Source organism: Niastella koreensis GR20-10, assembly GCF_000246855.1.
In the GTDB taxonomy this organism is placed as follows: Bacteria; Bacteroidota; Bacteroidia; order Chitinophagales; family Chitinophagaceae; genus Niastella; species Niastella koreensis.
Map to the genome: position 1 here is coordinate 6366634 of NC_016609.1, position 26328 is coordinate 6392961.

Below are 26328 nucleotides of genomic sequence, written 5' to 3' on the forward strand. Positions count from 1 at the left end.
TTAATGGTATTTGATTAGTGTAGGGTCGCCTGTAAAAAGGCGACCTTTCTTTTTTTACGCCAAACGCTTAAGGCTGAAGGCTGAACGCATTCCTCTTCCAATTGAGCACTCCAATTAAATAAAAACCCCCTCCCGGTGAAGTCGGGAAGGGTTAAGAATATCTCTAAAACGCTATAAGCTACTTTAAAGGCTTTATTTTAATACTTCTGAAACTTACCTCGTTCCCATGGTCCTGCAGCAGGATATGCCCTTTAGGCGCTTCTCCAAAGTCTTTCCATACTTTATACTTGCTCATAGCCACCAGTTCGCGAAAATGTGGTGAACCACGGTCGTATTCCAACACTTTTACGCCATTCAGGTAATGCACCACATGGTTATTGCGCAATACAACCACCCGGCCTGTGTTCCATTGACCCGGTTGGTGAATGAACCGTTTTTGTTTATCGGCTTTTATAAGGTCGTACAGCGAGGCCAGTGTACGGTCGCCATCGCGGCCCAGTTTGGCATCAGGGTGCAGGGTATCGTCCAGAACCTGGTATTCGAGGCCAATGGCCGAACCGGCATTTTTCTCGGTAAGCGTCACAAAATATTTCACACCGCTGTTGGCGCCGGGCGTCAGTTTAAAATCGAACGACAGGTCAAAAGCGCTGTACTCTTCTTTGGTAACAATATCACCGCCGTTGGTTGACTCTGCACCATTTGATGACAGTACAGTAAGCGTTCCATTTTTTATTTCCCAGCCTTTTTCAGGGAAACCAGGCTTGTAAGCACCCTTCCAGCCGTCGGTTGTTTTTCCATCAAACAACAATTTCCAGCCTTCGCTTTTTTCGTAAGAAGTCAGGTTGTTGGGAATATAATCGGCGACATAAACGCCTTTTGCGAAAGGCAGCGGCGACAGGCTGGTTGTTTTTATGCGAATATTCCGCCAGTGGATCTTCTCGCCTGCCAGCTCCGGCCTGGGAATGGCGTGTACCTGTAAAGCGATGAATCCTTTTTTATCAACTGTATCAACTACATAAGCACAGGAGGTACCATTCACCCATGTCCTGATGTTATTGCCGATGCATTCTACCCGGATTTTATTATACTCATTACGTTTGAAGGCGCTTTGTGCAGCAGGGTTCAACGACAAAGGATACAACCAGTCGCGGCGGGCTTCATCATACACCCCACCTGTCCAGGCGCGTGAAGAAGGGTCCAGCTCAAACTGGTAACCATACACCCGGCCTTTGCCACCGTGGCCATCGGCCATTTCAGGGTTGTAATGACTTCTGAACTGAATGCCCGAGTTGGATGTAGTGTCATCCACTTTAACTTCCAGTTCCAGCACAAAATCGCCATATTCTTTATCCGTAACTAAAAAGGTATTGGGTGAATTAGGAACGGTAAGCCCAATGATTTCGCCATTCTCAATTTTATACTCGGCAGAACCGGTGATCTTGTTCCAGCCGTTGAGTGTTTTCCCATCAAATAAATTCGTCCAGCCGCCGCCTGCGCCCGATTGGGCAGCAGCAATAGCCGTTGAAGCAAGAGCAATAAGTACGCCGCTAAGTTTTTTCATATGCCAGTTAAATGATTATAACGATAAATTATATGCAGGTTTCCATTTTTCAATGGTATGATTGAAGATAGCACTGTTGGCCAGCGCTACGCAAATGGCGGTGGTGGCGCCGGTAACAATGTTGGATGAAGGCATTTTTTTATTAACAATGGAATCATGAAACTCCACCAACGCGTAATAGGTGCCGTCTTTCATAGGTTCTTTTATAATGGGGATCCCGCCATCTTTGTTCCATTCAATTTTAGTAGCGCCGGTAACTCCATCTACTGTTTCCAGTTCCTTTTTGGTAGTAGGCTCCGGATAGTATACCCCTTCATGCATCAGCAAATGCACAGCCCCTTTTGTTCCTTTTATTTTGAAGATATAGCCATCGTGCGCATTGCCACAGGTAGCGCCGAAGTTACCGATCATGTTGTCTTTTGAATAACGCAAAACCACCTGCGCGTTATCGTATGTTTCTCTGCCGTCTTTATAAAAATCAATGCCGCCGGTTCCGAGGACTTCATCAGGGTGCGTATTGAAAGCCCAGTTGATGAAATCCATCTGGTGCGAAAGCAACTCAGCGGGCAATCCACCGGAGAATTCTTTATACATGCGCCAGTTTACCTGTTTGTCGGTGTACCCTGCAGGCACCGGACGCCGCCAGCTTCCATTACGGTCCCAACGGGCATCTATCTGCGTAACCTTACCCAGGTAGCCCTTATCGATCATCTCCTTCACTTTAAAATAGAGCGGTGTTGACCGGTATTGATGCCCAACCTGTACTATTTGATTTGGGCGCGCTTTGGCTGTCTTTACCAGGTCGAGCGCCTGGTCGAGGTTGTAGGTCATTGTTTTCTCCAGGTAAATGTGTTTACCTGCCGCCAGTGCATCCTTGGCAATATGATAGTGTTCGCTCAGGGTAACTGCAATCACCACTGCCTGTATCGACTTATCATCGAGCAGCTGGCGATAATCTTTATACACTTTCAGATCGACAGATTTGCTGGCTTTTTTGCCATTCTCTATTCTGAAGTCGAGCACATCACAAATGGCGGTAATTGAAAACTTATCGGAAAGCTCATTCAACATACCCATAATGCCTGTTCCCCTGTCGCCGCACCCGATAATGCCGATGTTTATTTTTTCAGCAGTGCCGGCAAAGGCCTGCACCCATTGGTTGGAAAGTATCAGGCCACCGGCCAGTAATCCTGATTGTTTAATGAAATGACGTCTGCTCATATGGCAATAGCAAAAATTTATTATTTAAAACGATAAAATGAAATCAATCCCCCTCTATTATAAGTTGAAAATTTCCATTTATCGGTGGCATCACAGCAACAATTTAATCTTAAGGCTTAAGGTTAAACACTCAACGCCAATACACCCAAATATCGGATTTTGTAGTTGGCGTTCAGCGTTCGGCGTTCAGCAATTTATAAAACCGGCTCGATGCCGTATCGGCAACGGAGCCTTTGCTTGTGCGGTATATAAAATGGGCGGCCAGATCTTTTCTTTTTTCAATGAACTGCATGGCGCGTTTCAACCCCATTACCATCAGCGCATTGTCGTAAGCATCGGCAGTTATTGCGTCCCGGGCAAAAACAGTTACACTGATCAACTCGTTTTGTGACGGGTACCCGGTGCGCGGATCAATCAGGTGTGAGATCTTTTTACCCTCGCTTTCATAAAATTTACGATAGCTGCCAGAAGTGGTAATAGCGCCACTGTCTACTGCAACAATCCTGTTGATCATGGTGAGCTCAAAATCATTATCACCCGGGGCTTCTATGCCTATTTTCATTTTCTCACCACCGGGTTGTTTATGCCCCTTCACCCTGATTTCCCCACCAATCTCCACCAGGTAATTCCTGATGCCATGTGCTTCAAGATAGTCGGCCACCACATCAACACTATACCCCTGGGCAATGCCGTTCACATCAATCTTTGTACAGGGATTCAATTTATGCAGCTTCCCGTCTTGAATCCTCAGGTTATGAGGACCTACACATTTCAGAATCGCCTTTATCGCAGCAGAATCGGGCAGCCCGGTTATTTTCTTTGGACCAAAACCCCAGGCCTGTACCAGGGGTTCTACGGTGATATCGAAGATGCCGCCTGTTTTGCGGTAAGTATCTATAGACTTATTAACCACGTTGAGCATATGCTCATCCATGATTACAGAAGAAGCCGAGTCGTTGAAACGTGAGATAAGCGAGAATGGATTGTAAATAGAAAGTGAGGTATCGATCTTCGCCAGTATGCTATCGATCTGAGGTTGACCTATGGTGCTGTCCTGCGCATACCAGGTGATATGGTATGTAGTGCCCTGGGCTTTTCCACTGATCTGTATTTTTCGCCACGTTGGTTGTTGATTGAAAGCGGTACAGATAACTAACAGCACGCATAAATAACGCATACGACAAATGTAAGTAAAATCCAATGTGCCAAATGTGCGTTTAATTAAACTCAATTGGCAAAAAAGAGTTCAAAGTTGAAAGTTCTAATTTGAAGGTTGGAGATTTTATAGTCCTAAGTAGCGGTTATTAAGTTCTTAGGTTATTAGGTTCGTAGGTTCTTAAGTTATTGAAGTTTGTTAGTTCCGAGTTCCAGGTTCCAGGTTCCAGGTTTTTGAGTTCTTTGTTCTTTGTTCTGACGGTGAGCGCCGGTTTGCCGCGTCGCGGCCTTTTGCCCTTTGCCTTTCGTGTCTGCGCAGAAGTGTATTGCTTATGGCTTATGGCTTATGGCTTATGGCTTATGGCTTATGGCTTGCAGCTTGAGGCTGCATTCCTAAAAAGCAAAAAGCCTCTTGATTTGTGTCAAGAGGCTTTTTACAATAAATATGGCAACTACCTACTCTCCCACATTGTTGTGTAGTACCATCGGCCATGAGGGGCTTAACTTCTCTGTTCGGAATGGGAAGAGGTGAACACCCTCGGTATAATCACCATAAGATCTTTGGTGTGAGTTATCTGCTCAGATTATCTCTCTACCGTAATAAGTTACATATTGGGAAGTTGTAAATGCAAGTAACAGAACTAACAATATAAATCCATTGTATTCAAAATTGTTAAAAAAAATTAAAGCGTACGGGTAATTAGTACTACTCGACTTTGATGTTACCATCTTTACATCTGTAGCCTATCAACGTCATCGTCTTTGACGACCCTTAAAAGAATACTCATCTCGTGGAAGGTTTCACGCTTAGATGCTTTCAGCGTTTATCCTGGCCACACATAGCTACTCTGCACTGCACCTGGCGGCACAACAGATACACCAGCGGTGTGTACGACCCGGTCCTCTCGTACTAAGGTCATGTCCACTCAATATTCTAACGCCCATCACAGATAGGGACCGAACTGTCTTGCGACGTTCTGAACCCAGTTCACGTGCCACTTTAATCGGCGAACAGCCGAACCCTTGGGACCTTCTCCAGCCCCAGGATGTGACGAACCGACATCGAGGTGCCAAACCTTTCCGTCGATATGAGCTCTTGGGAAAGATCAGCCTGTTATCCCCGGAGTACCTTTTATCCTTTGAGCGATGGCCCTTCCATGCAGAACCACCGGATCACTTTAGCCGGCTTTCGCCCCTGCTAGACTTGTCTGTCTCACAGTCAAGCTCCCTTTTACTAATGCGCTCTGCGTACGATTACCAACCGTACTGAGGGAACCTTTGCAAGCCTCCGTTACTTTTTAGGAGGCGACCACCCCAGTCAAACTACCCACCATGCACTGTTTCCCGCAAGGGATTAGACTCTAAGCAAACGAAGGTTGGTATTTCAACGACCGCTTCACGGCACCTGGCGGCACCGCTTCATAGCGTCCCAACTATTCTACACATCGGTTGCTCAAAATCAATGCAAAGTTGTAGTGAAGGTTCACGGGGTCTTTCCGTCCCGTGACGGGTAACCGGCATCTTCACCGATACTACAATTTCGCCGGGCTCGTGGAGGAGACAGCGTTCAACTCATTAGACCATTCGTGCAGGTCGGAACTTACCCGACAAGGAATTTCGCTACCTTAGGACCGTTATAGTTACGGCCGCCGTTTACTGGGGCTTCAGTCAGGAGCTTTGACTTGCGTCGAACACCCTTCCTTAACCTTCCAGCACCGGGCAGGTATCAGGCTCTATACGTCATCTTACGATTTTGCAGGGCCCTGTGTTTTTGTTAAACAGTTGGTTGAACCATTTTACTGGGGCCACCCAGAAGGTGGCATGCTTTATCCCGAAGTTACAGCATCAATTTGCCTAGTTCCTTCTCCACGGCTCACCCGAGCACCTTAGGCTATTCGCCTCGACTACCTGTGTCGGTTTGCGGTACGGGTCGCTTTAACCTAACCTTAGAAGTTTTTCTCGGCAGCTATTAGAGCACTCAATCAGACCGAAGTCCTCATATACTTTCGCATTTCGCCAAACTCTACGGATTTGCCTGTAGAATCTATAGCTACGTACTTAAACGGGGAATTCCGTTTCCCTCGTGTGCTGTTCACTTCTGCGTCACTCCATCGAAATTAAAGCGAGTACTGGAATATTAACCAGTTTTCCATCAGCTGCCCCTTTCGGGTTTGCCTAAGGACCCGACTAACCCTGATCCGATTAACGTTGATCAGGAACCCTTAGTCTTACGGTGAAGTAGTTTTTCACTACTTTTATCGCTACTTATGCCTACATTTTCTTTTGAAATCGCTCCAGCATGCGTCGCCGCACACCTTCAATGCAGATTTCAATGCTCCCCTACCGATATACATCCTAGATGCAATCTTAGAGCTTCGGTTCATGGTTTGATGCCCGATTATTTTCCGTGCAGGATCTCTCGACCAGTGAGCTGTTACGCACTCTTTAAATGAATGGCTGCTTCCAAGCCAACATCCTGGCTGTTATAGAAATCCCACCTCGTTTGATCAACTTAACCATGTATTAGGGACCTTAGCTGCTAATCTGGGTTATTTCCCTCTCGGCCACGGATCTTAGCACCCGCAGCCTCACTCCCGGAGAAATTTGCTAGCATTCGGAGTTTGTCAGGGTTTGGTAGGCGGTGAAGCCCCCTAGCCCAATCAGTAGCTCTACCTCTAGCAAACATCTATATCCGAGGCTGTTCCTAAAAACATTTCGGGGAGAACGAGCTATCTCTCAGTTTGATTGGCCTTTCACCCCTATCCACAGGTCATCCCATAGCTTTTCAACGCTAATGAGTTCGGTCCTCCATTGTGTGTTACCACAACTTCAACCTGCCCATGGATAGATCACAAAGTTTCGCGTCTACCCCCACTGACTAAACGCCCTATTCGGACTCGCTTTCGCTACGGCTCCGTAACTTAAGTACTTAACCTCGCCAGTGAGGAGTAACTCGTAGGCTCATTATGCAAAAGGCACGCCGTCACCCTTTAACAGGCTCCGACCGCTTGTAGGCGCACGGTTTCAGGTACTATTTCACTCCCTTGTTTAGGGTGCTTTTCACCTTTCCCTTACGGTACTGGTTCACTATCGGTCTCTGAGGAGTATTTAGCCTTATCGGATGGTGCCGACAAATTCAGGCAGGATTCCTCCGGTCCCGCCTTACTCAGGATACCACTCGTCCCTAACAATTTCCGCTTACGGGGCTATCACCCTATATCGCTCTGCTTTCCAGCAGATTCAGCTTGATGTTAGTTTCTAAATGCGGTCCTATAACCCCTATGCCGCACGCGACACAGGTTTGGGCTGTTCCCTTTTCGCTCGCCACTACTTGGGGAATCACGTTTGTTTTCTTTTCCTCCTGGTACTTAGATGTTTCAGTTCCCAGGGTTGACTTCCGCCGTGAGGCGGATGACATACCTTCAGTATGCCGGGTTGTCCCATTCGGAAATCTGGGGATCTAATGCTTGTGTGCAGCTCCCCCCAGCTTATCGCAGCTTACCACGTCCTTCATCGTCTCTCAGAGCCAAGGCATCCACCATACGCCCTTAAGTGCTTTAAAAGAGTTATTACTATTACTCGGTATTTACAACTTTTATTATCCCAATATGTCAAAGAACTACCCTCTGAACCCCTAAAGGGGCAAGAGAGAACGTTTAGTCTCCTGCGAGATTCAACGTTTGTTGCTGATGTTAAGGTTGCGAACCTTTAGACCTTTATGTCACATCCGTTTGAAAGAACTTTTGTTATGGAGGATATCGGAGTCGTTATGACCCTCCCGACGGTAAGCCGGGATGCTCTAGCCAACTCGCTACCCCCGAACCTTATTTGGTGGAGGATATCGGAGTCGAACCGATGACCCTCTGCGTGCAAGGCAGATGCTCTAGCCAACTGAGCTAACCCCCCAAATTATTTGAGCAGATAGCTATCAGCTAATAGCTATTAGCTTTGGTAGACCCGAGCAGATTTGAACTGCTGACCCCTACATTATCAGTGTAGTGCTCTAACCAGGCTGAGCTACGGATCTGTTTGTAGCGCCCTTGTTATCGGGTTACTTTTTTAAAAGAACGTAAAGTATTCTATGAAAGTTAAGTGAAGCAACAACCAAAAAGATTTGTTATCTGCGAGCATCTCTAAAAAGGAGGTATTCCAGCCGCACCTTCCGATACGGCTACCTTGTTACGACTTAGCCCCAGTCACTAGTTTTACCCTAGGCGGCTCCTTGCGGTTACCGACTTTAGGTACACCCAGCTTCCATGGCTTGACGGGCGGTGTGTGCAAGGTCCGGGAACGTATTCACCGTATCATTGCTGATATACGATTACTAGCGATTCCAGCTTCATGGAGTCGAGTTGCAGACTCCAATCTGAACTGAGAAAGGGTTTTTGAGATTAGCGCCTTGTTGCCAAGTGGCAGCTCTTTGTCCCTTCCATTGTAGCACGTGTGTAGCCCTGGGCATAAAGGCCATGATGACTTGACATCATCCCCTCCTTCCTCGCGTCTTACGACGGCAGTTTCATTAGAGTTCCCAGCTTTACCTGATGGCAACTAATGATGGGGGTTGCGCTCGTTGCGGGACTTAACCCAACACCTCACGGCACGAGCTGACGACAGCCATGCAGCACCTTACAATCTGTGTATTGCTACAAAATGAGCTTTCACCCACGGTCAAATTGCATTCTAGCCCAGGTAAGGTTCCTCGCGTATCATCGAATTAAACCACATGCTCCACCGCTTGTGCGGACCCCCGCCAATTCCTTTGAGTTTCAACCTTGCGGTCGTACTTCCCAGGTGGGATACTTAATGCTTTCGCTCAGACACACACTGTGTATCGCGTATGTCGAGTATCCATCGTTTAGGGCGTGGACTACCAGGGTATCTAATCCTGTTTGATCCCCACGCTTTCGAGCCTCAGTGTCAATAATTGTGTAGCAAGCTGCCTTCGCTATCGGTGTTCTATGTCATATCTAAGCATTTCACCGCTACATGACATATTCCGCTTACCTCCACAACATTCAAGACTGATAGTATCAACGGCAGTTTCCGAGTTAAGCCCGGAGATTTCACCACTGACTTACCAGCCCACCTACGCTCCCTTTAAACCCAGTGAATCCGGATAACGCTTGCACCCTCCGTATTACCGCGGCTGCTGGCACGGAGTTAGCCGGTGCTTATTCATCGGGTACCGTCAACCACAAAAGAATTCGTGGGTTTCTTCTCCGATAAAAGAAGTTTACAATCCAGAGGACCTTCATCCTCCACGCGGCATGGCTGGTTCAGACTTGCGTCCATTGACCAATATTCCTTACTGCTGCCTCCCGTAGGAGTCGGGCCCGTGTCTCAGTGCCCGTGTGACTGGTCGTGCTCTCACACCAGTTACTGATCGTAGGCTTGGTGGGCCGTTACCCCGCCAACTACCTAATCAGGCGCACGCCCATCTTCAAGTGATAAATCTTTAAATGTCCTCAGATGCCATCAGACATTACTATGGGGTATTAATTTTCGTTTCCGAAAGCTATCCCCCGCTTGAAGGAAGGTTGCGTACGTGTTCCGCACCCGTTTGCCGGTCGCCGCCCATGTATTGCTACACTGCGCTGCCCCTCGACTTGCATGTATTAAGCCTGCCGCTAGCGTTCATCCTGAGCCAGGATCAAACTCTCCATTGTAAATGAGTTTTGATCACTTAGCTAAATTCTCTCAATAAGAAAATCAACTTTGTGAATCGTGTTAATTTTTTTCGAGTCGCTAGATTCTTACCTTGATTAATTTACTTGAAATTATTCAAGTGCTGTTGCTTCCAAACTTTCAAAGATCTTCAAATATCGTATGTTATGTTTCCTTTACCTCTGTCCCCTCTCACTCATTCGTTATTATCTACTTCGTTTCTTTGCGCTCTCCCCTCTTCTTCTTTCCTCACTTCCCTATCTTTTCGATTGGGGTTGCAAAGGTAGTGTTTCTCATCTATTGCTTCAAAATTTTTCTTTCTCTTTTCACAATTTCTTTTTCTTCGATTTCGTTACAATTTTCCAAGAGCTTTTTCGTTCAAACCGGGCTGCAAAGATAAGCGCATTTCATTCTCACTTCCAAACTTTTTTTCATCTTTTTCTTCTGCTCTTCTCCTCTGTATCAGTGCTTATTTTAAGTGCAGTAGGTAAACGATTTCTATGTAAAGAGCTTTTGTGTTATGTGCTTTTTTGTAAAGCGGGCCGCAAAGATAGGCGTGTTTGACTTACTACCAAATAATTTTCGTTCTTATTTTCAGCGCTTTATTGAAACGCCCACCCCACAAGGGTTTCAGCTGAATATTTTTTTACAGGCGTTTTTACACTTATTAATTCGCACGCAGAATTGTTTCATCACCTGCATCACTAACACCCCACTATTATGTTCAACCGATTTTAACATTTTGCGTGTTTAAAAAATACGTATCGGGGTACTCTACTTTTTGTAAAAACAGGCCATGACCCGGCACCGCAAAATCTGCCCGTGTACAGTCCCTTGCTTCGATTATTTCCCTGAACTGTTGCAGGGTTATTTTACCCCTTGCCACCTGTAACTGAGTGCCCACCAAACCACGCACCATACCCCGCAAAAACCGGTTGGCTTTAACCCGGTAAACAAACCCCTGCGGCTGCACCTTCCACTCACTATATAGGATGTTACAGTTAAAAGTATACACCTGGGAATTGCGTTTGGCAAACGAGGTAAAGTCGGTATACTCCTTCAGTACCGCAGCGGCGGCATGCAACCCCTCCATATCGAGGGTATAAGGGTAAAACCAGGCCCTGTCTACCATAAACGGATCTTTAACCGGGTAAATAAAGTATTCATATTCACGGGCAATGGCATCAAACCGGCAATGGGCTGTTTCAGCCACCGGCACAATCTGCCTGATGGCCACATCGGCCGGTAAAATAGCGTTCAGGTTATAGATAGCCCTGGGATTAATGGGCTTCTCCAGGTCGAAATGATAATAATTCTGGTTGGCATGCACCCCCGCATCGGTACGGGACGACCCGGTTAACGGCACCGGCCCCCTGAAATAAACCTCCAGGGCTTTTTCCAGCTCAGCCTGTACCGTCAACGCATTATGCTGCACCTGCGAGCCTGCATATCGCCCGCCATGGTATGCCACTTCCAAAAAATATCGATTCATGGGGCGCAAGTTAATTCTTAGTTCAAAGTTTTACCTGGGCAATCCTCAGGCAGTCCTATGGGGATTCAGGGGCCATGCAGGTGCCATTTGTCTCGTCTCAAACATCCCATAAATTCCGGTTCAGACCAGACTACTGCAACCTAACCAGCTTTTTAAACCTGGTTACATAAGCTTCATCGCTCAATAATTCATACAATTGCTTGAAGTTTGCCGTATCGGCAGCGAAGGGGTAAGCCTGTTCGAGAAATTTATATTTTGACTCGTCGCCAGTGAACAACTCTGACAAAGCCTTTATTTGTTTGGCATATAAACACATGGTCTTGAAGTACTTCTGAGCTACAGCCAGCCGCTTTTGCTCATCGCCCTCGGCCATCATTTTCACCCGCATTTTATCTACATCGTTATCGGTGGCCAGCTTTTGACAGTCTGAATTGATCATTACCAGTTTGCCGGAGGCTGCTGCTTTCTTTTCGGGTTCAACCGTTTTGGGTTTTTCTGTTTCGGCCGGTTTTGTAACCGCTACGGCCGTATCTTTTTTGGTAACCGCCTGTTCCATTACCGCCTTAGGCGTTTCTTTGGCTGGTTCTTCCTTGTCTTTTTTAATAGGAGTTACGGCAGTTTTAACTGAGCTATCCGCTGCAACCGGTTTTACCGATTCTTCCTTTACCACGGCATTACCCTGCACCAGTTCTACCTGCATTTTGCCATAGTCGAACAGTTTAGCAGTTCCGGCAGCCGTATCCTTCGCAACCGGCTTTACAGGCTCGGGCTGCGTTTCGGGTTTGGGCCGGTACAAAGGCTTTGGTTCTTCCGCTGCCACAGCTTTTTTCATTTGCGGCGATTCCAGAATGATAGTAACTGTATCGGTGGTGGCAGGCTTTTTTTCTTCAGCGGCCGCATGCCAGGTTTCTTTCTTTATCTGTTCGGCAACCAGTTCTTTGGGCTGTGGTATTATCCTTCCCGAATCTTTGACCTCCGGCTCCTGTTTGGCCTCGTTCTTTACAACATTTGCAGTAGTGCTGTTATCAGTGGCGGGCGTAACGGCAGGTTGGGTTTGAACCGCAGGCTTGTTCTCCGCCTCCTTTTCTTCATTTATATAAACCGTAACTACTTTGGCGGGGGTTTCGCTGCTATCGACAAACACCATTTTGGTTTCCCCGTTTTTGGTTTGCTGCTGAATTTTGGCCACGCCGGCTACTACCGGTTTATCGGTAAGGCTGCGCTCTTTGGGATCATATTTGGTAACCGCAGAGTCTGTTGCGGGCGTTGTACCTGTTGAAGTACCTGGGGTAGGAGTTGAACCCTTTTTTACAGCTGAATCTACAATCGCTTCTACGCTGTAAGGATTAACCATCTGTTGGGTTTGAACCGTTTTTTCTTCTCCCTTCACCGTTGCCTGGTTATCGGCTGGTTTATCGTTGGCGCCTGCTACATCAGGCACTTTATCAGCTTCCTTCTTTACTATTGAGGTATATAAAACGGAAGAATCATTTACCACGGCCGCCATTAAGGTAGCAAAAGCATCATCCTTTTTGCGTTCGCCATACAACAGGTTGCTGTTGCCAGGGTCTTTCGTGGGTTTGATGGTTTCATCGGTTTGCAGATCGAGCAGGGCCCAACCTTTGGAGCGCTGAACCAGTTGAAAACCATGGTCTTTATTCTTTAATGGAATAGAAAACCGCTGCGGCTGGGAAGCCTGCTGCGGAAAACCGATCTCGAAATTGCAGGTTTGATCGGGCAGTCCGGCAATAATCAGGTGCCCGATAGCAGAGGAACTGTATACCTTATCATCCATCTGCACATAAAATGGCTGCAGGTTTTCAGACTGTAAATACACATATAAAGACTGCTGTGCCAGCGCTGTGTTATACGAACTCATACACAACCCTGTTACAAAAGCAAACAGTTTTATAAGTCGGTAAGGATTGCTCATGGTAGCAAATCTACTTCATTTGCCTTTTTACCACAGCCACTTATATATTTTTTTACAATTATTAAGGAGCCGCCCGCCTATCTTTACACCTCTTAAATTCTAAAATTTCGATATGAGAAAGGTTTCACTAGTAATATTGGCCCTGGGAATACTGCCCCGCCTGTGGGCCCAGCAACAGGAAGAGCCAACACCCGACACCTCATGGAAAACAGAGTACCGGGAAAGCGCGCCGCGCATTAATGACCTGGTTCACACCAAACTGGACGTAAAATTCGATTATAGTAAATCATACATGAACGGCAAGGCCTGGATCACCCTGGCCCCCCACTTCTACCCTACCGATACCCTTACCCTCGACGCAAAAGGTATGGAAATTCACAAAGTAGCCATCGTAAAAGGCGGTTCTACCCAACCCCTGAAATACCAGTACGACGGCTGGCAAATGAATATCAATCTCGATAAAACTTATAAAGGCGGCGAACAGTACACCGTTTATATTGAATATACCGCCAAACCCGATGAAGTAAAAGTACAGGGCAGCGCGGCCATTACCGATGCAAAAGGCCTGTATTTCATCAACCCTAAAGGCGAAGAAAAAGATAAACCTACCCAGATCTGGACACAGGGCGAAACCGAAGCTACATCTGTATGGTGCCCTACCATTGACAAACCCGACCAGAAGACTACCAACGAGTTCATTATGACCGTTCCGGCCAAATATGTAACCCTTTCAAACGGTAAACTGGTTTCTCAAAAGAACAATGGCGATGGCACCCGCACCGACGACTGGAAAATGGAACTGCCGCACGCCCCTTACCTGTTTTTTATGGGCGTAGGCGACTACAGCGTTATTAAAGACAGCTACAAAGGCAAAGAAGTAAATTATTATGTGGAAAAAGAATACGCGCCCGTAGCTAAAAAGATCTTTGGCAACACCCCCGAAATGATGGGCTTTTATTCGAGGATCCTGGGTGTTGAATATCCCTGGGCGAAATACTCACAGATTGTAGGCCGCGATTATGTTAGCGGCGCCATGGAAAACACCACCGCCACCCTGCACCAGGAAAACGCCCAGCAGGATGCCCGCGAACTGGTTGATGGAAACGGCTGGGAAAGCACCATTGCGCACGAACTGTTTCACCAGTGGTTTGGCGATCTGGTTACCTGCGAAAGCTGGAGCAACCTCACGCTGAACGAATCGTTCGCCAACTACAGCGAAACCCTGTGGGATGAATATAAATATGGTAAAGATGCCGGCGATGCCCAGAATTTTGGCGATATGCAAGGCTATCTGCAAAGCGGTAGCGAGAAAAAAGACCTGGTTCGTTTTTATTATAACGATAAAGAAGCCATGTTCGATGCCGTAAGCTATAACAAAGGCGGCCGCATTTTACACATGCTGCGCAGCTATGTAGGCGACAGCGCTTTCTTTAAAGCATTGAACCTGTACCTCACTACCAATAAATTTAAAACAGGTGAAGCACACCAGTTGCGTCTGGCTTTTGAAGAAGTAACCGGTAAGGACATGAACTGGTACTGGAACCAGTGGTATTATGGTGCGGGTCATCCCAAACTGACCATCGATTATAATTACGATGATGCCGCCAAAAAAGTACAGGTTACGGTTAAACAAACACAGGCCGGTAATAAAGTATTCACTTTGCCAGTGGCCATCGACATTTATACCGGCGCTGAAAAAGTTCGCCACAATGTATGGGTAAAACAAAAAGAAGAAACCTTCTCCTTCCCTTACGATAAGCACCCGGACCTGGTAAACTTTGATGGTAAGAAAACCCTGCTGACCGAGAAACAAGACAACAAAACACTGGAGAACTTTATTCACCAGTACAAATATGCCGGCACTTACCTCGACCGCCGCGAAGCGATTGACACCGCCAGCAAAATCCAGGGCAATCCCAAAGCACAGGAACTGATGCTGTTGGCCTTAAAAGATAAATACTTTGGACTGCGTTCTTTCGCCATCGGCAGACTGGACCTGAAAAACAATGAAGCATTAAGGAAACAGGCTGAACCCATTTTGGCCGAGATTGCACAAAATGATCCTAAAGCAACGGTACGCGCCAGCGCGCTGGGCGCCCTGGTTCAATGTAACAACGGTGCTTATAAATCGCTTTTCACCAAACACGTAAACGATTCGTCGTATACTGTTGCCGGCATGTCGCTGGAAGCCCTGTTTAAGTTAGACAGCGCTGCGGCTGTAGCTGAGGCAAAACGCCTGGCGAAGTTTCCTTCCAAGGGCAAACTGATTGAAGCCATCACCACTATCATGATTAAATCAGGCAACGAAAACAACTTCGACATTGTTGCCAAATTATTTGGTGATATGCCGATTTCACAAGCTAAATTCAACCTGCTGATACCTTTCTGCCAGTTCCTGGGTGACGTAAAAGATACCGAGAAAGTAAAGAAGGGTGTTGATCTGGTGATCGAATTTCGTGATGCCCTGGCTGCCTACGGTTTGGTTCCGTATGTAAACGACAAGCTCACCACGATAGTTATTAAAAAGAAAGAAGCTGCCAATGCTCCTGCTGCGCAGATCGAGTATATTAAAGCGAAAATGGAATCATCAGGAGATAAGAAAGGTTTCTAATTAAATTAAGTTCGTTATAAGAAAGGCCACCTTGGTAACAGGGTGGCTTTTTGTTTTGGTTCTTAGATTCGTAGGTTATTAACGGCAATTACAATCTTCTACTTACGCATCTTACGAACTGCTTTATTACCAACTTCCGCTGGCGCCCCCACCACTGCTGCTTCCGCCACTATAACTATCAGAAGACGAAGAGGAAGATGAGGAGGAAGAGAATGAAGCATCTGAAGATGACGAAATAAATGACGAGGACGAGTCGGATGAATTATCATTGTTATTATGCCATCGATCATCATCATCATTGGATGACCAATATTCATCTCTGCGATAGCCGCCACCGGAATAATACCCACGGGAAAACCTGTTCATTGACCCAAACATGGCAAGAGCAACAATAACAATTATTCCGAGAATGAATTCTCCAACTTGCAGCATCCCCATTCCCATCGACTCCAACCAGCTGCTGTTTGTTGCGGGCGCTATGGTGGTAAAAGATTCAGCGGCAGGTTCAACCGCTGCCTGGGGAGCCGGTGAGCTGGCAAGCTTGTTTTCAATCCCGATGATTGCCTCTTTAAACCCATTAAAAAATTTGCCGTTTTTAAAATTCGGTACCAGGTCGTTATCAATAATATACTGGCAGAACCCGTTATCCAACACAGCGCTCAACCCCTTTCCTATTTCAATACGAACACGCCGGGGTGTACGGCTTACCAGCAACAGCACACCATTGTTTTTCATGCTATCACCAATACCCCAGGCATTAAAATATAACGAGGCGGCTTCTTCAACCGTGTATTCCTGTTTTGTTTTGGGATCGGTTAACGAGTCGAGGGTAACAATTACAATTGCATTGGAAGTTTGTTTCAGATAGCTTTTCAGCTCTATTTCCAGCGTAGTTTTTTCGCTGCTGATAAGAAACCGGCCAAAGTCATTCACCGCTTTGTGCGGTACCGGTAATTTCTTTACAAAAGAAGACTTTAGTTCCTTATTCTGGGAAAAAGAAAACAAAGTATACAGAAGAAGGGATACAGTTAATAAGTAGCGCATGATTAGTTCAGGAGGCTTAGGTTTAAAGTTCAAGGCTTTAAGTTCAAAGTTTCAGGTTCCGGGTTCAGAGTTCAGAGTCCGCTGTTTTGAAAACTTTGAACTTTGAACCCGGAACTTGATAGTCAATATCTCAATAGATTGTTTACTTGTACTTTGTTACTTCTTTCCCTTGATGCCTATACTTACCAACTTCCGCTGGCGCCACCGCCTCCGCCGCTGCCGCCACCAAAGCCGCCAAAACCACCGCCACCGCCGCCGCTCCAGCCACCACCGCCGCCAAAGCCGCCGCCACCAAAACCACCGCTGCTGCGGCCGAGCATATTACCCAATATAAAGGGGCCTAACCAGCCTGAACCACGACGGCTCATCATGCCACCGCCGCCGCCACGATTTCGGCCACCAAAGATCACCACCACAATGATGATGAATACGATGAGACCGATCGGGAATCCGCCGCCGCCCTTTTTCTTGCGGTAATCCGCCGGGGCTTTGTATTCACCTGCGGCTGCTTTTATGATGGAGTTGGCCGCTTGCGACAGCCCATCATAATAATCCCCCGATCTGAAGTTGGGTTTTATATCGTTGTCGATGATGTGATTGGCTGTAATATCAGGGATAGCCCCTTCGAGGCCATACCCTACTTCAATCCTGATCTTGCGATCGTCGATAGCAGCTAAAATGAGAACGCCATTATTTGTTTTTGCATTCCCGATGCCCCAGCCACGCAACACCTTCAATGCATATTCCTCAATAGGATAATCATTGAGTGTTTTAACCAGTAAAACGGCCACCTGGTTACTGGTGCTGTCGTCGTACGCCACCAGTTGTTGTTCCAACCGTTGTTGTTCTTCTGCCGACAATACGCCGGCAAAGTCATTTACCAACTTTGGCGGATTCGGCCGGGCGGGAATATTCTGCGCCGACGCCAAAAACGAAATAAAGCACAAGGCCGGAAGCAGGAGTAGTTTGAGTCTATTTATCATTACAAAAAGCCTATCAGTTTATTTGATCTGTTACAAGTTGCAGATTTCGGGGGTTCCATCAAACAAATTCCCTGCAACCTGGAACTTGTAACCTGGCACATGCGTTTACTTCCCAAACACCAGATCGTCGGGTAATTCATTTTTATCGGTCGCGCGGTCGTATGGGAAATGCATTCTTAACGCCTGCCCTACATCCGTGATCACTGCTTCGATGGCATCTGCAGGCAGGGCATTGATAAAATGTTTTTTCATTACCGATACTTCCTCGTTCCAGAAAGCCTGCCCAACCTTTTCGTGAATGCCCTGGTCGGCCAGGATAGCAAACTGGCGATCCTTCATGGCAATGTATACCAGTACGCCATTACGGTCTTTGGTCATATCCATTTTAAGCCCCCAGAAAACCTCAGCGGCTCTATCGAGCGGATCAACAAACCGGCACCTGCTTTCTGTATATACCCTGATCTCGCCGCTGGTTTGCTGTTCGGCCACGCGAATGGCATTTATAATACGTTCCTGTTCGTCGCGCGAAAAAAATTCTTTTCTTCTTGCGAAAGGGTTATAGGCCATTAGGATATTTTTAGAATTTTACTTGTGGTGCTTTCTCAGAACCAGTATCGGCGGTGAAACCTTCTTTTGTTTTGAACCCGAACATACCGGCAAAGATGTTATTAGGGAAACGACGGGCAGTAGAGTTATAATCCTGCACCGCAGCGTTAAAGTCGTTACGGGAAACCTTGATGCGGTTCTCTGTACCTTCCAGTTGCGCCTGCAGGTCTCTGAAATTTTGTGTAGCCTGCAATTGCGGATACTGTTCAGCTACAACCAGCAATTTGCTTAAAGAACTGCTCAACTGGCCTTGTGCCTGTTGAAACTGCTGTACCTTTTCAGGCGTGAGGTTATTTGCATCAATATTTACAGAAGTAGCTTTTGCCCTTGCTTCAATTACCTGGGTTAAGGTAGTCTGTTCAAAATTAGCAGCTCCTTTTACAGTGCTTACCAGGTTCGGGATCAGGTCGGCACGGCGCTGATAATCGCTTTGAACGTTATTCCATTTGTTCTTCACATTTTCATCGAGATTTACCAGCTTATTATATCCATTGCAACCACAACCTCCGAGTATTAAAATGAATACCACAACAACTATGAGGACCAGATTACGAGATTTCATATCAATTTAGAGTTTTATGTCTTATAAATGTACACAATTCATTTGATTCACAAACTGTTAAGCTATGCATTCCAGTGGGTGGCCGTTTAACGTACACCAGCCGCCCAATTGCCAATAGTATGCAATATTTAGTCGCAGCGGCATGGTTTTCGTTACAGAAGGGTTGGCTAAATCTTATTTTATGAAGCAAATGATCGTTTACAGTGGCTTATGTATCACGCTGTTTATCACCTGTTGCGACAAAAAGAAAGATAAAAACAACAACGCCACGGCAGCTCTTCTGAAAGACACTGTTCTTACCGGCAAACTCAACCACCCCTGGGAAATACTATGGGGGCCCGACAATTTTATCTGGATGACAGAACGTAACGGTAAAATCAGCCGGGTGAACCCTGCTACCGGTGCGGTTACTCCGTTATTAACAATTACTGAGGTAACTGCCCAGGGCGAAGGCGGTTTGCTGGGTATGGTGTTGCATCCTGATTTTGCCACTACGCCCCAGGTTTTTGTGGCGTACGATTATATGAGCGGAACCAATTACCAGGAAAAGATCGTCCGTTATACCTACAATGGTTCCACCCTTACCAGCCCCCAGCCCATTATTGACAATATAAAAGCTTCCAACATTCACAATGGCTGCCGGTTATTGATTACGCCCGATCGAAAGTTATTCATCACCACCGGCGATGCCAGCGATCAAACCAACCCGCAAAACAAAAGCGCCCTCAATGGTAAAGTGTTACGATTAAACCTGGACGGTAGCATTCCGGCCGATAACCCAACTGCCGGCAGCCCTGTTTGGAGTTTCGGGCATCGCAACCCACAGGGACTGGTTTACGCCAACAACATCCTCTACAGTTCGGAACATGGACCCGACACTGACGACGAGATCAACATTATTGAAAAAGGACGTAATTACGGCTGGCCAACCGTTACCGGTTTTTGCAATACCAGTAGTGAACAAAGCTTTTGTACTGCCAACAACGTTCGCGAGCCTTTATGGGCCTGGACGCCTACCATTGCTCCCAGCGGGCTGGATTATTATGATAAAGACCAGATCCCGCAATGGAAAAATTCCCTATTACTCGCCGTGCTAAAAAACAGCCGGTTGATCCAGTTAAAACTAAACACCGCCCGCACCGGCATCGACAATACGTTTGAATTCTATGTAAATAAATACGGCCGCATGCGCGACGTATGCATTTCTCCCGAAGGGAAAGTATATGTGTGTACGGATAATGGAAATGATGATAAGATCGTTGAGATCTCGAAAAAGTAGTTATTTCTTTTGCAAGGTGGTGACTGAAGTAATGCGCATGGTCGTTTTCTGCGTTATGCCTGATACTACCTGGCTGGTGCTTTGCGTGTACGACATCGACATGTACATTTTATCTCCATTCCATGATAGCCGGTAACCTGCGGGCATACCCTGGGTGGTTCCACCTTTGGGATCCATACCGGTGAATACCCCAGACTGAATATAGATGGAATCGGAAGTGACCTTTTTATAGGTTGCATTGGAAGCCGTGGATGAAGGTATGTTGGCCGTAAATGGAAAGGCTATTGAATCATCCAGCACATTATCTGTATACATATACGTGGTGGCTGTTGCATTCACGTCATACGCCAGCCCGGCAGCTGTCATTTTTGAGCCATCGAACGTAATGGTACCCGCATTGTTTTGGGTAGTGTAATCGCTTACGGTAACCGCCTTTTCATTACTGCCGCCAGCATTATATTCAACCGAAGAAAGTGTGGTAGCGTGCATGTTTATGAAAGTCCATGTACCAATTTCGCTTCCGGTGCTGGAACCACCAGTATTGTTATTATTATTGCCACCATTATTTCCATTATTACTGCTGCCAGGGGTATAGCCCAGGGTATCGACACTCTTTTCTTTTGAGCAGGAAACTAATAGCAATAAGATACAACCGAATAACAGGGAAGGGGTAAAATTTCTCATAAATGCTGTATTTGACCTCAATCAAGGGCGTGAAATTACGCATCAAATATAGAATATCGCCAAAACATTGGGCATTCTGAAAAATTTACAACTAAACCTTAACAGCATCCTTAAGTTTTTTGCAGGGTAACAACTAATACCTGGTGGATGGTAACTTTTGCCGGTACGCCTTGGTAATCCTGGGTGGTAACGGTATCGTACACGATTGTCATTTTCATGGTATTGCCGCTAAACGCCACTTTACAACCGGTGGGCGCATTAGGCAACAAACCACCCGTAAGCAGATCGAGGAAACCACCGTTTGCAAAATTCAGCGAGTCGGCACCTATTTTAGTATAATTGGAAGTAGCACTTTGGGGTGAAACGGTTTGATCGAGCGGCAAGGGGAAGGAATCGATGAGTAAAGAACCCTGGTACAAATAGGCTTTAGGGCTGGTGTGCACGCTCAGGGTTATGCCGGTTGCGGTCATGGTTGAGTTGTCGAAAGTGACGGTGCCCCCATTATCCTGCGAAGTAAAGTTGCTGTTACTAATGGCCTTCAGGGCAACACCCAACTGACTAAACTCAGCTGTTTGATTGCCGGTACCCTGAACGGAGATAAACTTCCAGGTACCTACTACAGATTTGGTGGTATCGCCGGCATTGGGCAAAGTATCGGTGGGATTTCCGCCAGGAGTTACGCCTGTTTCATTACTTTTTTCCTTTGAGCAGGCTACAAATACAAACACCCAGGCAGCTACTAGCAGCAGCAAAAAGTTACGCGTCTTCATAATTTCCGTTTTTACAGAAGTGAATTCCCCTCCTACCTAACCGGCAAAACTGTGCCATCTTTACAAAACTACTATTAATAAAAAAACAATGCCACGTTCTTACAGAACGCGGCACGGTTAACAGTATAATGTAAATTTATTTGTTGATCGCAGCAATACCAGGCAGTTCTTTACCTTCAAAGAACTCCAGCATAGCGCCACCACCGGTAGAAACGTAACTAACCTGGTCGCTAAACCCAAACTGGTTTACGGCAGCCACAGAATCGCCGCCACCTACCAGCGAGAACGCGCCATCCTGAGTAGCTTCTGCCACAGCGGTAGCAACACACTTGGTACCGTGTTGAAACTTTTCCATTTCAAACACTCCCATAGGACCGTTCCACAAAATGGTTTTTGAGCGTTTGATAACGTTGATGAACTGATCGCAGGCATTAGGACCTACGTCAAGCCCCATCCAGCCATCGGGGATGTTATTGCTGGGGGCGTTGGAAGTAAGCGCAGCTGCGTCGAATTTATCAGCGATCACGGAGTCAGAAGGAAAATGCAGACAAACGCCTTTGGCTTCCGCTTTTTTCAACAGCTCACGGGCAGTATCCAGGCGATCGTCTTCGCACAGGGAGTTACCAATTTTACCACCCTGGGCTTTTTCAAATGTATAAGCCATACCACCGCCAATGATGATGTCGGTAGCTCTTTCCAACAGGTTTTCGATGATGAGGATCTTGTCGGAAACTTTGGCGCCGCCAATGATGGCCACGAAAGGTTTCTCGGCATTGTTCATTACTTTTTCGGCGCTTTTCACTTCACTTTCCATCAGCAGGCCGAACATTTTTTTATCGCGGGGAAAGAATTGTGCGATCACGGCGGTAGAAGCATGTGCACGGTGAGCGGTACCAAAGGCATCATTCACATATACATCGCCCAGTTTGCTTAATTTTTCAGCAAAACCGGCATCGCCTTTTTCTTCTTCTTTATAAAAACGCAGGTTTTCCAGCAACAATACTTCACCGGGTTTCAAAGCAGCTGCTTTGTCAACCGCTTCCTTACCAATGCAGTCATTGGCGAACTGTACATTGGTGCCCAGCAATTCAGAAATATGGCTTACCAGGTGCTTCAGTGAAGATTTGTCTTCGGGCCCTTCTTTGGGACGGCCCAGGTGGCTCATGAGGATCACACTGCCGCCATCGCCCAGGATCTTTTTAATAGTAGGAACCGCCGCTTTAATGCGGGTATCGTCGGTAATGGCGAGCGTTTTTTTATCGAGCGGAACGTTAAAATCAACCCGGATCAGCGCTTTCTGACCCTTGAAGTTATATTGGCTGAATGTAGACATGAAGAGATAGTTTTAAAAAAGTTAACCACAAAGTTTATTGATAGCATTGGCCGACTAAGGGATTATCCTGGGCGTACCCGCTTTCAATAGCTTTGTGGTTAATCAGGATGTAGCCTAAACTACACCTGTGGTTAATTTATTAAGCTTTGGCAGTTGCTTTTGCAGCGCCTTTGTTAATCAGCTTTGCGAAGTAGTTAACGGTGCGAACGAGCTGGCTAACGTAGCTCATTTCGTTATCGTACCAGCTAACTGTGCGAACCAGTTGGGTATCGCCTACAGTTTGAACACGTGTTTGTGTACCATCGAAGTAAGAACCGTATGTGATACCTACGATATCGCTGCTCACGATCTCATCTTCAGTGTAACCGAAGCTTTCGTTAGAAGCAGCCTTCATAGCGGCGTTCAATTCTTCAACGGTTGTCTTTTTAGCCAGTACTGCAGTTACCTCAGTTAAAGAACCGGTGAGTACAGGTACGCGTTGAGCAGAACCATCCAGCTTACCTTTCAGGTTTGGTAATACCAGGCCGATGGCTTTGGCAGCACCAGTGCTGTTAGGAACGATGTTTTGAGCAGCAGCGCGGGCGCGACGCAGGTCACCTTTAGGGTGCGGAGCATCCTGGGTGTTCTGGTCGTTCGTATAAGCGTGGATGGTGGTCATGAGACCGTTCACGATACCGAATTTTTCGTCGAGTACCTGGGCCATAGGAGCCAGACAGTTTGTGGTACAGCTTGCGCAGCTGATCACAGTTTCGGTACCATCGAGGATGGAGTGGTTAACGTTGAAAACGATAGTTTTCAGATCGCCGGTAGCAGGAGCAGAAATTACTACTCTTTTAGCGCCTGCAGTCAGGTGCGCTTCGGCTTTTGCTTTATCAGTGAAGAAACCAGTGCACTCCAGTACAACGTCTACTTCATGCTGACCCCAGGGAATCTGAGCAGGGTCTTTCTGTGCATAGATCTTTACTTCATCGCCATTTACTATAATAGAATTTTCGGTACTTTTTACTTCAGCATCAAAACGGCCCTGAGCGCTATCGTATTTAAGAAGGTGGGCTAAAACTTTAGGACTTGTAAGGTCATTGATAGCAACTACATCAATTCCTTCCATTTTATAAATCTGGCGGTATACCAACCGGCCGATACGACCAAAACCGTTGATCGCCACTTTAACTGTGCTCATGATCTGGATATTTTGTGTTAGTTAAAATTTGCGGGGCTAAGTTACAATTTTGGTTATAAATAAACCGGTGAAATTTATGTGCAAACCGGGCCGCAACCGGTTGCGCGCCGGCATTTCCACATAAAGGGGCTAAACGTGTAGCCAACACTTACTTATGAAATCCATTACCCTACACTTTTGGAGGGCTTTAAAAGCATTTGAAAGCAAATGGAACCGGGTGAAAGAAAACGCGCAGCAACAAGAAACCATGCTAACAAATCGTTAATTGTGGCATGAGATATATTTATTTAATCCTGTCCCTGATTTTTATCTCGTCCTGGAGCTATAGCCAGAGAACTCGCTGTACTTTCCCCTACACGTCAATCATTATACCCGACAGCATATACTCATGTCAACTCCTTGACACGATGCGGAGCATTCCATTCAAAGATTACAACCGGAGAGGTAAAATTCCCCGGTTTATAAAAAGAGCCCTGAACTGCTGGACAGATTGTAGATTTAGCATAGCTAATCGGGGTCGGCCTGCCAACATTGGGTGCTCGGTGTCCTTATTCAGTTTTTTGATCCCAGACCGCGAGCTATTGTATTTGGGACTGTCAAAAAATTACTTATTACTATCTTATGAGCGTGGCAACTATGCAGTAAATAGTCCTGTAGTGCTTATCAGGTTTGAGAAAAGGAAAATAATATCTGTATGGTTCTGGCAGTGGTTTGCAACCAATATAAAAACAAGGGAAGATTTATTTCAATATTTGGAGTTCTATACAAGGGTCAGGGAAGATCATCCTGTTTTTTAGCATGACCGTCCTATTTTAGTCGTAGAGAAGAGCCCGATAAAAATATTTTAAAAGAAACCGGGCTTTTTTTTGGTAGAACAGGACAGTTTCCTATTTTTGCACTCCCAAAAACGAGCCGCGTTCGTCTAAGGGCTAGGACACCACCCTTTCACGGTGGTGATACGGGTTCGAATCCCGTACGCGGTACAAAGGTTTTCAACCTTGGCAAAATTGAAAGAGCTTTCCGACAAGTCGGGAGGCTTTTTTGTTCCCCCGGCAGAGAAAAAGAGGATGGGTAACAACAGATACCTATCTTTGCATTCCAGACAAGCCGCGTTCGTCTAAGGGCTAGGACACCACCCTTTCACGGTGGTGATACGGGTTCGAATCCCGTACGCGGTACAAAACTTAAAAAAATCCCTCTCGACTCGTCGGGAGGGATTTTTTGTTACACTTCATTAAACCATAAAGCCATTCTATACCTGCTCGTCGCAGGTGCAGTAACGGAAGATGTCTTCCAACCTCACATATCATAGGCCTTCTTAATTGCAAAGTAACGATCAAACTTCAGGGGTTTTGAGTGACAGTCCAACAACCTTTATGTGTTGTGGCCCGTTAAAAGTTATACCAGGTTGTTTAGAGAAAATTGGCGTTATGAGGCTATCATTCCAAATCACTATGATATGGATCAACATTTCGGTTGATTTTTATTATATAAATTTATATCCCCGCTTAATGACAGCAGTCATTGAACTAAATATGCAGAGCCATAATTAGAAAGAGTAAAGAATAATATAAAAGTACCTATATCTAATATCTGTCTTAATAATCAGGTATCCTCCTAAAGAGACCCGCACTCATCAGTTTGCTTTGAAATAGCATATTCCAAAGATCATTTTCAATGGAACAAATACTTTTTTGTCTTTTCCGGAAGAGGTGAGGCGCTGGCATTATCACCTTCCGATTTTTAATAAAAAATCTTACATGTTATGATTAAAAAGCACCCCCATGCACATCTACTTTCCATCATAAGTTTGGTTTTGCTTGCTTTTCTTACACATAATACAATGTTCTCCCGGTCTGTTGCCCAAACACCCAAATGGATGGCCCCCAAAGAGGCCGACGACCTGAAGAATCCGCTGGTGGCCAACAGCCACATACTGGCTGCCGGCAAAGCTTTGTATACAGCAAATTGCGGCCCCTGTCATGGTGATAAAGGACGTGGTGATGGACCTGCTGCTGCAGGTTTAAATCCCAAGCCAGCCGACCATACCTCGGCTTTTGTACAAAACGAATCAGACGGCTCTCTCTTCTGGAAAATCACTGAAGGCCGTACACCAATGCCTTCCTATAAAAAGACATTTACTGATGAACAACGATGGGAGATTGTTACCTATATCCGTTCGCTTGCAAAACCGGGAAAGAAAAAATAACATCCATTGCCATAAGATTCATTGATAACCAAAACGATTTT

Annotated in this window: 16 protein-coding genes, 4 tRNA genes and 3 rRNA genes; 5 read left to right on the forward strand and 18 right to left on the reverse strand. The window is 46.2% G+C overall.

Features of this window, described 5'->3' with window-relative positions; translation table 11 throughout:
* Positions 1-178 precede the first annotated feature (178 nt).
* From NIAKO_RS25205 to NIAKO_RS25250, 10 genes are all read right to left on the reverse strand, one after another.
* Positions 179-1561, reverse strand: a complete 1383-nt coding sequence (locus tag NIAKO_RS25205; protein WP_014221281.1) for a 3-keto-disaccharide hydrolase — start codon at positions 1559-1561, stop codon at positions 179-181.
* A gap of 15 nt (positions 1562-1576) precedes the next feature.
* Positions 1577-2782, reverse strand: coding sequence for a Gfo/Idh/MocA family protein (locus NIAKO_RS25210; RefSeq protein WP_014221282.1), 1206 nt, complete (start codon positions 2780-2782; stop codon positions 1577-1579).
* A gap of 172 nt (positions 2783-2954) precedes the next feature.
* The gene (locus tag NIAKO_RS25215; RefSeq protein ID WP_014221283.1) at positions 2955-3959 is read right to left on the reverse strand and encodes an FAD:protein FMN transferase; all 1005 of its coding nucleotides are present in this window, start codon (positions 3957-3959) and stop codon (positions 2955-2957) included.
* A 421-nt stretch (positions 3960-4380) separates the two neighbouring features.
* Positions 4381-4492, reverse strand: a 5S ribosomal RNA gene (gene rrf / locus NIAKO_RS25220).
* Positions 4493-4617: 125 nt separating this feature from the next.
* Positions 4618-7499 (reverse strand): 23S ribosomal RNA (locus NIAKO_RS25225).
* A 267-nt stretch (positions 7500-7766) separates the two neighbouring features.
* Positions 7767-7843: transfer RNA gene (locus NIAKO_RS25230), tRNA-Ala, on the reverse strand.
* Between the two features lie 43 nt (positions 7844-7886).
* A tRNA-Ile gene (locus tag NIAKO_RS25235) sits at positions 7887-7964 on the reverse strand.
* A gap of 110 nt (positions 7965-8074) precedes the next feature.
* Positions 8075-9603 (reverse strand): 16S ribosomal RNA (locus NIAKO_RS25240).
* The 16S, 23S and 5S rRNA genes sit together here with 2 tRNA genes alongside, the layout of an rRNA operon.
* A 722-nt stretch (positions 9604-10325) precedes the next feature.
* Entirely contained in the window at positions 10326-11093 is a 768-nt protein-coding gene (gene truA, locus NIAKO_RS25245) for a tRNA pseudouridine(38-40) synthase TruA (protein ID WP_014221286.1), read from the reverse strand.
* Positions 11094-11223: 130 nt separating this feature from the next.
* The gene (locus NIAKO_RS25250) at positions 11224-12972 is read right to left on the reverse strand and encodes a DUF4476 domain-containing protein (protein ID WP_014221287.1); all 1749 of its coding nucleotides are present in this window, start codon (positions 12970-12972) and stop codon (positions 11224-11226) included.
* Positions 12973-13138: 166 nt separating this feature from the next.
* Between NIAKO_RS25250 and NIAKO_RS25255 the strand changes: the two genes are divergently transcribed.
* Positions 13139-15637: a M1 family aminopeptidase gene (locus NIAKO_RS25255; protein WP_014221288.1), complete on the forward strand. Its 2499-nt coding sequence runs from the start codon at positions 13139-13141 to the stop codon at positions 15635-15637.
* Between the two features lie 126 nt (positions 15638-15763).
* On the opposite strand, the gene NIAKO_RS25260 is transcribed toward NIAKO_RS25255, so the two are convergent.
* From NIAKO_RS25260 to NIAKO_RS25275, 4 genes are all read right to left on the reverse strand, one after another.
* Entirely contained in the window at positions 15764-16681 is a 918-nt protein-coding gene (locus NIAKO_RS25260; protein WP_014221289.1) for a TPM domain-containing protein, read from the reverse strand.
* A 182-nt stretch (positions 16682-16863) separates the two neighbouring features.
* The gene (locus tag NIAKO_RS39625; protein ID WP_014221290.1) at positions 16864-17664 is read right to left on the reverse strand and encodes a TPM domain-containing protein; all 801 of its coding nucleotides are present in this window, start codon (positions 17662-17664) and stop codon (positions 16864-16866) included.
* A gap of 105 nt (positions 17665-17769) precedes the next feature.
* Entirely contained in the window at positions 17770-18231 is a 462-nt protein-coding gene (locus tag NIAKO_RS25270) for a TPM domain-containing protein (protein WP_014221291.1), read from the reverse strand.
* A gap of 10 nt (positions 18232-18241) precedes the next feature.
* On the reverse strand, positions 18242-18832 hold the full coding sequence (locus NIAKO_RS25275; RefSeq protein ID WP_014221292.1) for a LemA family protein: 591 nt from the start codon (positions 18830-18832) through the stop codon (positions 18242-18244).
* Positions 18833-19013: 181 nt separating this feature from the next.
* Between NIAKO_RS25275 and NIAKO_RS25280 the strand changes: the two genes are divergently transcribed.
* Entirely contained in the window at positions 19014-20111 is a 1098-nt protein-coding gene (locus tag NIAKO_RS25280) for a PQQ-dependent sugar dehydrogenase (protein ID WP_014221293.1), read from the forward strand.
* Here NIAKO_RS25280 and NIAKO_RS25285 read toward each other — a convergent pair whose 3' ends face one another.
* The 4 genes from NIAKO_RS25285 to gap all read right to left on the reverse strand — a co-directional run bounded on the left by NIAKO_RS25285 (position 20112) and on the right by gap (position 24078).
* Positions 20112-20795 (reverse strand): hypothetical protein, encoded by a 684-nt coding sequence (locus NIAKO_RS25285; protein ID WP_014221294.1) that lies wholly within the window; start codon positions 20793-20795, stop codon positions 20112-20114.
* Between the two features lie 110 nt (positions 20796-20905).
* Positions 20906-21565 (reverse strand): hypothetical protein, encoded by a 660-nt coding sequence (locus tag NIAKO_RS25290; protein WP_014221295.1) that lies wholly within the window; start codon positions 21563-21565, stop codon positions 20906-20908.
* 136 nt (positions 21566-21701) lie between these two features.
* Positions 21702-22898 (reverse strand): phosphoglycerate kinase, encoded by a 1197-nt coding sequence (locus tag NIAKO_RS25295; protein ID WP_014221296.1) that lies wholly within the window; start codon positions 22896-22898, stop codon positions 21702-21704.
* 139 nt (positions 22899-23037) lie between these two features.
* Positions 23038-24078 carry a type I glyceraldehyde-3-phosphate dehydrogenase gene (gene gap, locus NIAKO_RS25300; RefSeq protein WP_014221297.1) on the reverse strand — a complete coding sequence of 347 codons (1041 nt, stop codon included), beginning with the start codon at positions 24076-24078 and terminating at the stop codon, positions 23038-23040.
* A gap of 911 nt (positions 24079-24989) precedes the next feature.
* On the opposite strand from gap, the gene NIAKO_RS25305 reads away from it, so the two are divergent.
* From NIAKO_RS25305 to NIAKO_RS25315, 3 genes are all read left to right on the forward strand, one after another.
* Positions 24990-25061, forward strand: a tRNA-Glu gene (locus tag NIAKO_RS25305).
* A 123-nt stretch (positions 25062-25184) separates the two neighbouring features.
* Positions 25185-25256, forward strand: a tRNA-Glu gene (locus tag NIAKO_RS25310).
* 665 nt (positions 25257-25921) lie between these two features.
* On the forward strand, positions 25922-26287 hold the full coding sequence (locus tag NIAKO_RS25315) for a c-type cytochrome (protein WP_107685605.1): 366 nt from the start codon (positions 25922-25924) through the stop codon (positions 26285-26287).
* The last annotated feature ends 41 nt before the right edge of the window (positions 26288-26328 follow it).

Bases quoted from the DNA above. Each gene is read 5' to 3' on its own strand.
- NIAKO_RS25260 (WP_014221289.1), bottom strand. From the start codon at position 16,681: ATGCGCTACTTATTAACTGTATCCCTTCTTCTGTATACTTTGTTTTCT.
- NIAKO_RS25275 (WP_014221292.1), bottom strand. From the start codon at position 18,832: ATGAAATCTCGTAATCTGGTCCTCATAGTTGTTGTGGTATTCATTTTA.
- NIAKO_RS25205 (WP_014221281.1), bottom strand. From the start codon at position 1,561: ATGAAAAAACTTAGCGGCGTACTTATTGCTCTTGCTTCAACGGCTATT.
- NIAKO_RS25290 (WP_014221295.1), bottom strand. From the start codon at position 21,565: ATGAAGACGCGTAACTTTTTGCTGCTGCTAGTAGCTGCCTGGGTGTTT.
- NIAKO_RS25210 (WP_014221282.1), bottom strand. From the start codon at position 2,782: ATGAGCAGACGTCATTTCATTAAACAATCAGGATTACTGGCCGGTGGC.
- NIAKO_RS25215 (WP_014221283.1), bottom strand. From the start codon at position 3,959: ATGCGTTATTTATGCGTGCTGTTAGTTATCTGTACCGCTTTCAATCAA.
- NIAKO_RS25315 (WP_107685605.1), top strand. From the start codon at position 25,922: ATGTTCTCCCGGTCTGTTGCCCAAACACCCAAATGGATGGCCCCCAAA.
- gap (WP_014221297.1), bottom strand. From the start codon at position 24,078: ATGAGCACAGTTAAAGTGGCGATCAACGGTTTTGGTCGTATCGGCCGG.
- NIAKO_RS39625 (WP_014221290.1), bottom strand. From the start codon at position 17,664: ATGATAAATAGACTCAAACTACTCCTGCTTCCGGCCTTGTGCTTTATT.
- truA (WP_014221286.1), bottom strand. From the start codon at position 11,093: ATGAATCGATATTTTTTGGAAGTGGCATACCATGGCGGGCGATATGCA.
- NIAKO_RS25280 (WP_014221293.1), top strand. From the start codon at position 19,014: ATGAAGCAAATGATCGTTTACAGTGGCTTATGTATCACGCTGTTTATC.
- NIAKO_RS25255 (WP_014221288.1), top strand. From the start codon at position 13,139: ATGAGAAAGGTTTCACTAGTAATATTGGCCCTGGGAATACTGCCCCGC.
- NIAKO_RS25295 (WP_014221296.1), bottom strand. From the start codon at position 22,898: ATGTCTACATTCAGCCAATATAACTTCAAGGGTCAGAAAGCGCTGATC.
- NIAKO_RS25270 (WP_014221291.1), bottom strand. From the start codon at position 18,231: ATGGCCTATAACCCTTTCGCAAGAAGAAAAGAATTTTTTTCGCGCGAC.
- NIAKO_RS25285 (WP_014221294.1), bottom strand. From the start codon at position 20,795: ATGAGAAATTTTACCCCTTCCCTGTTATTCGGTTGTATCTTATTGCTA.
- NIAKO_RS25250 (WP_014221287.1), bottom strand. From the start codon at position 12,972: ATGAGTTCGTATAACACAGCGCTGGCACAGCAGTCTTTATATGTGTAT.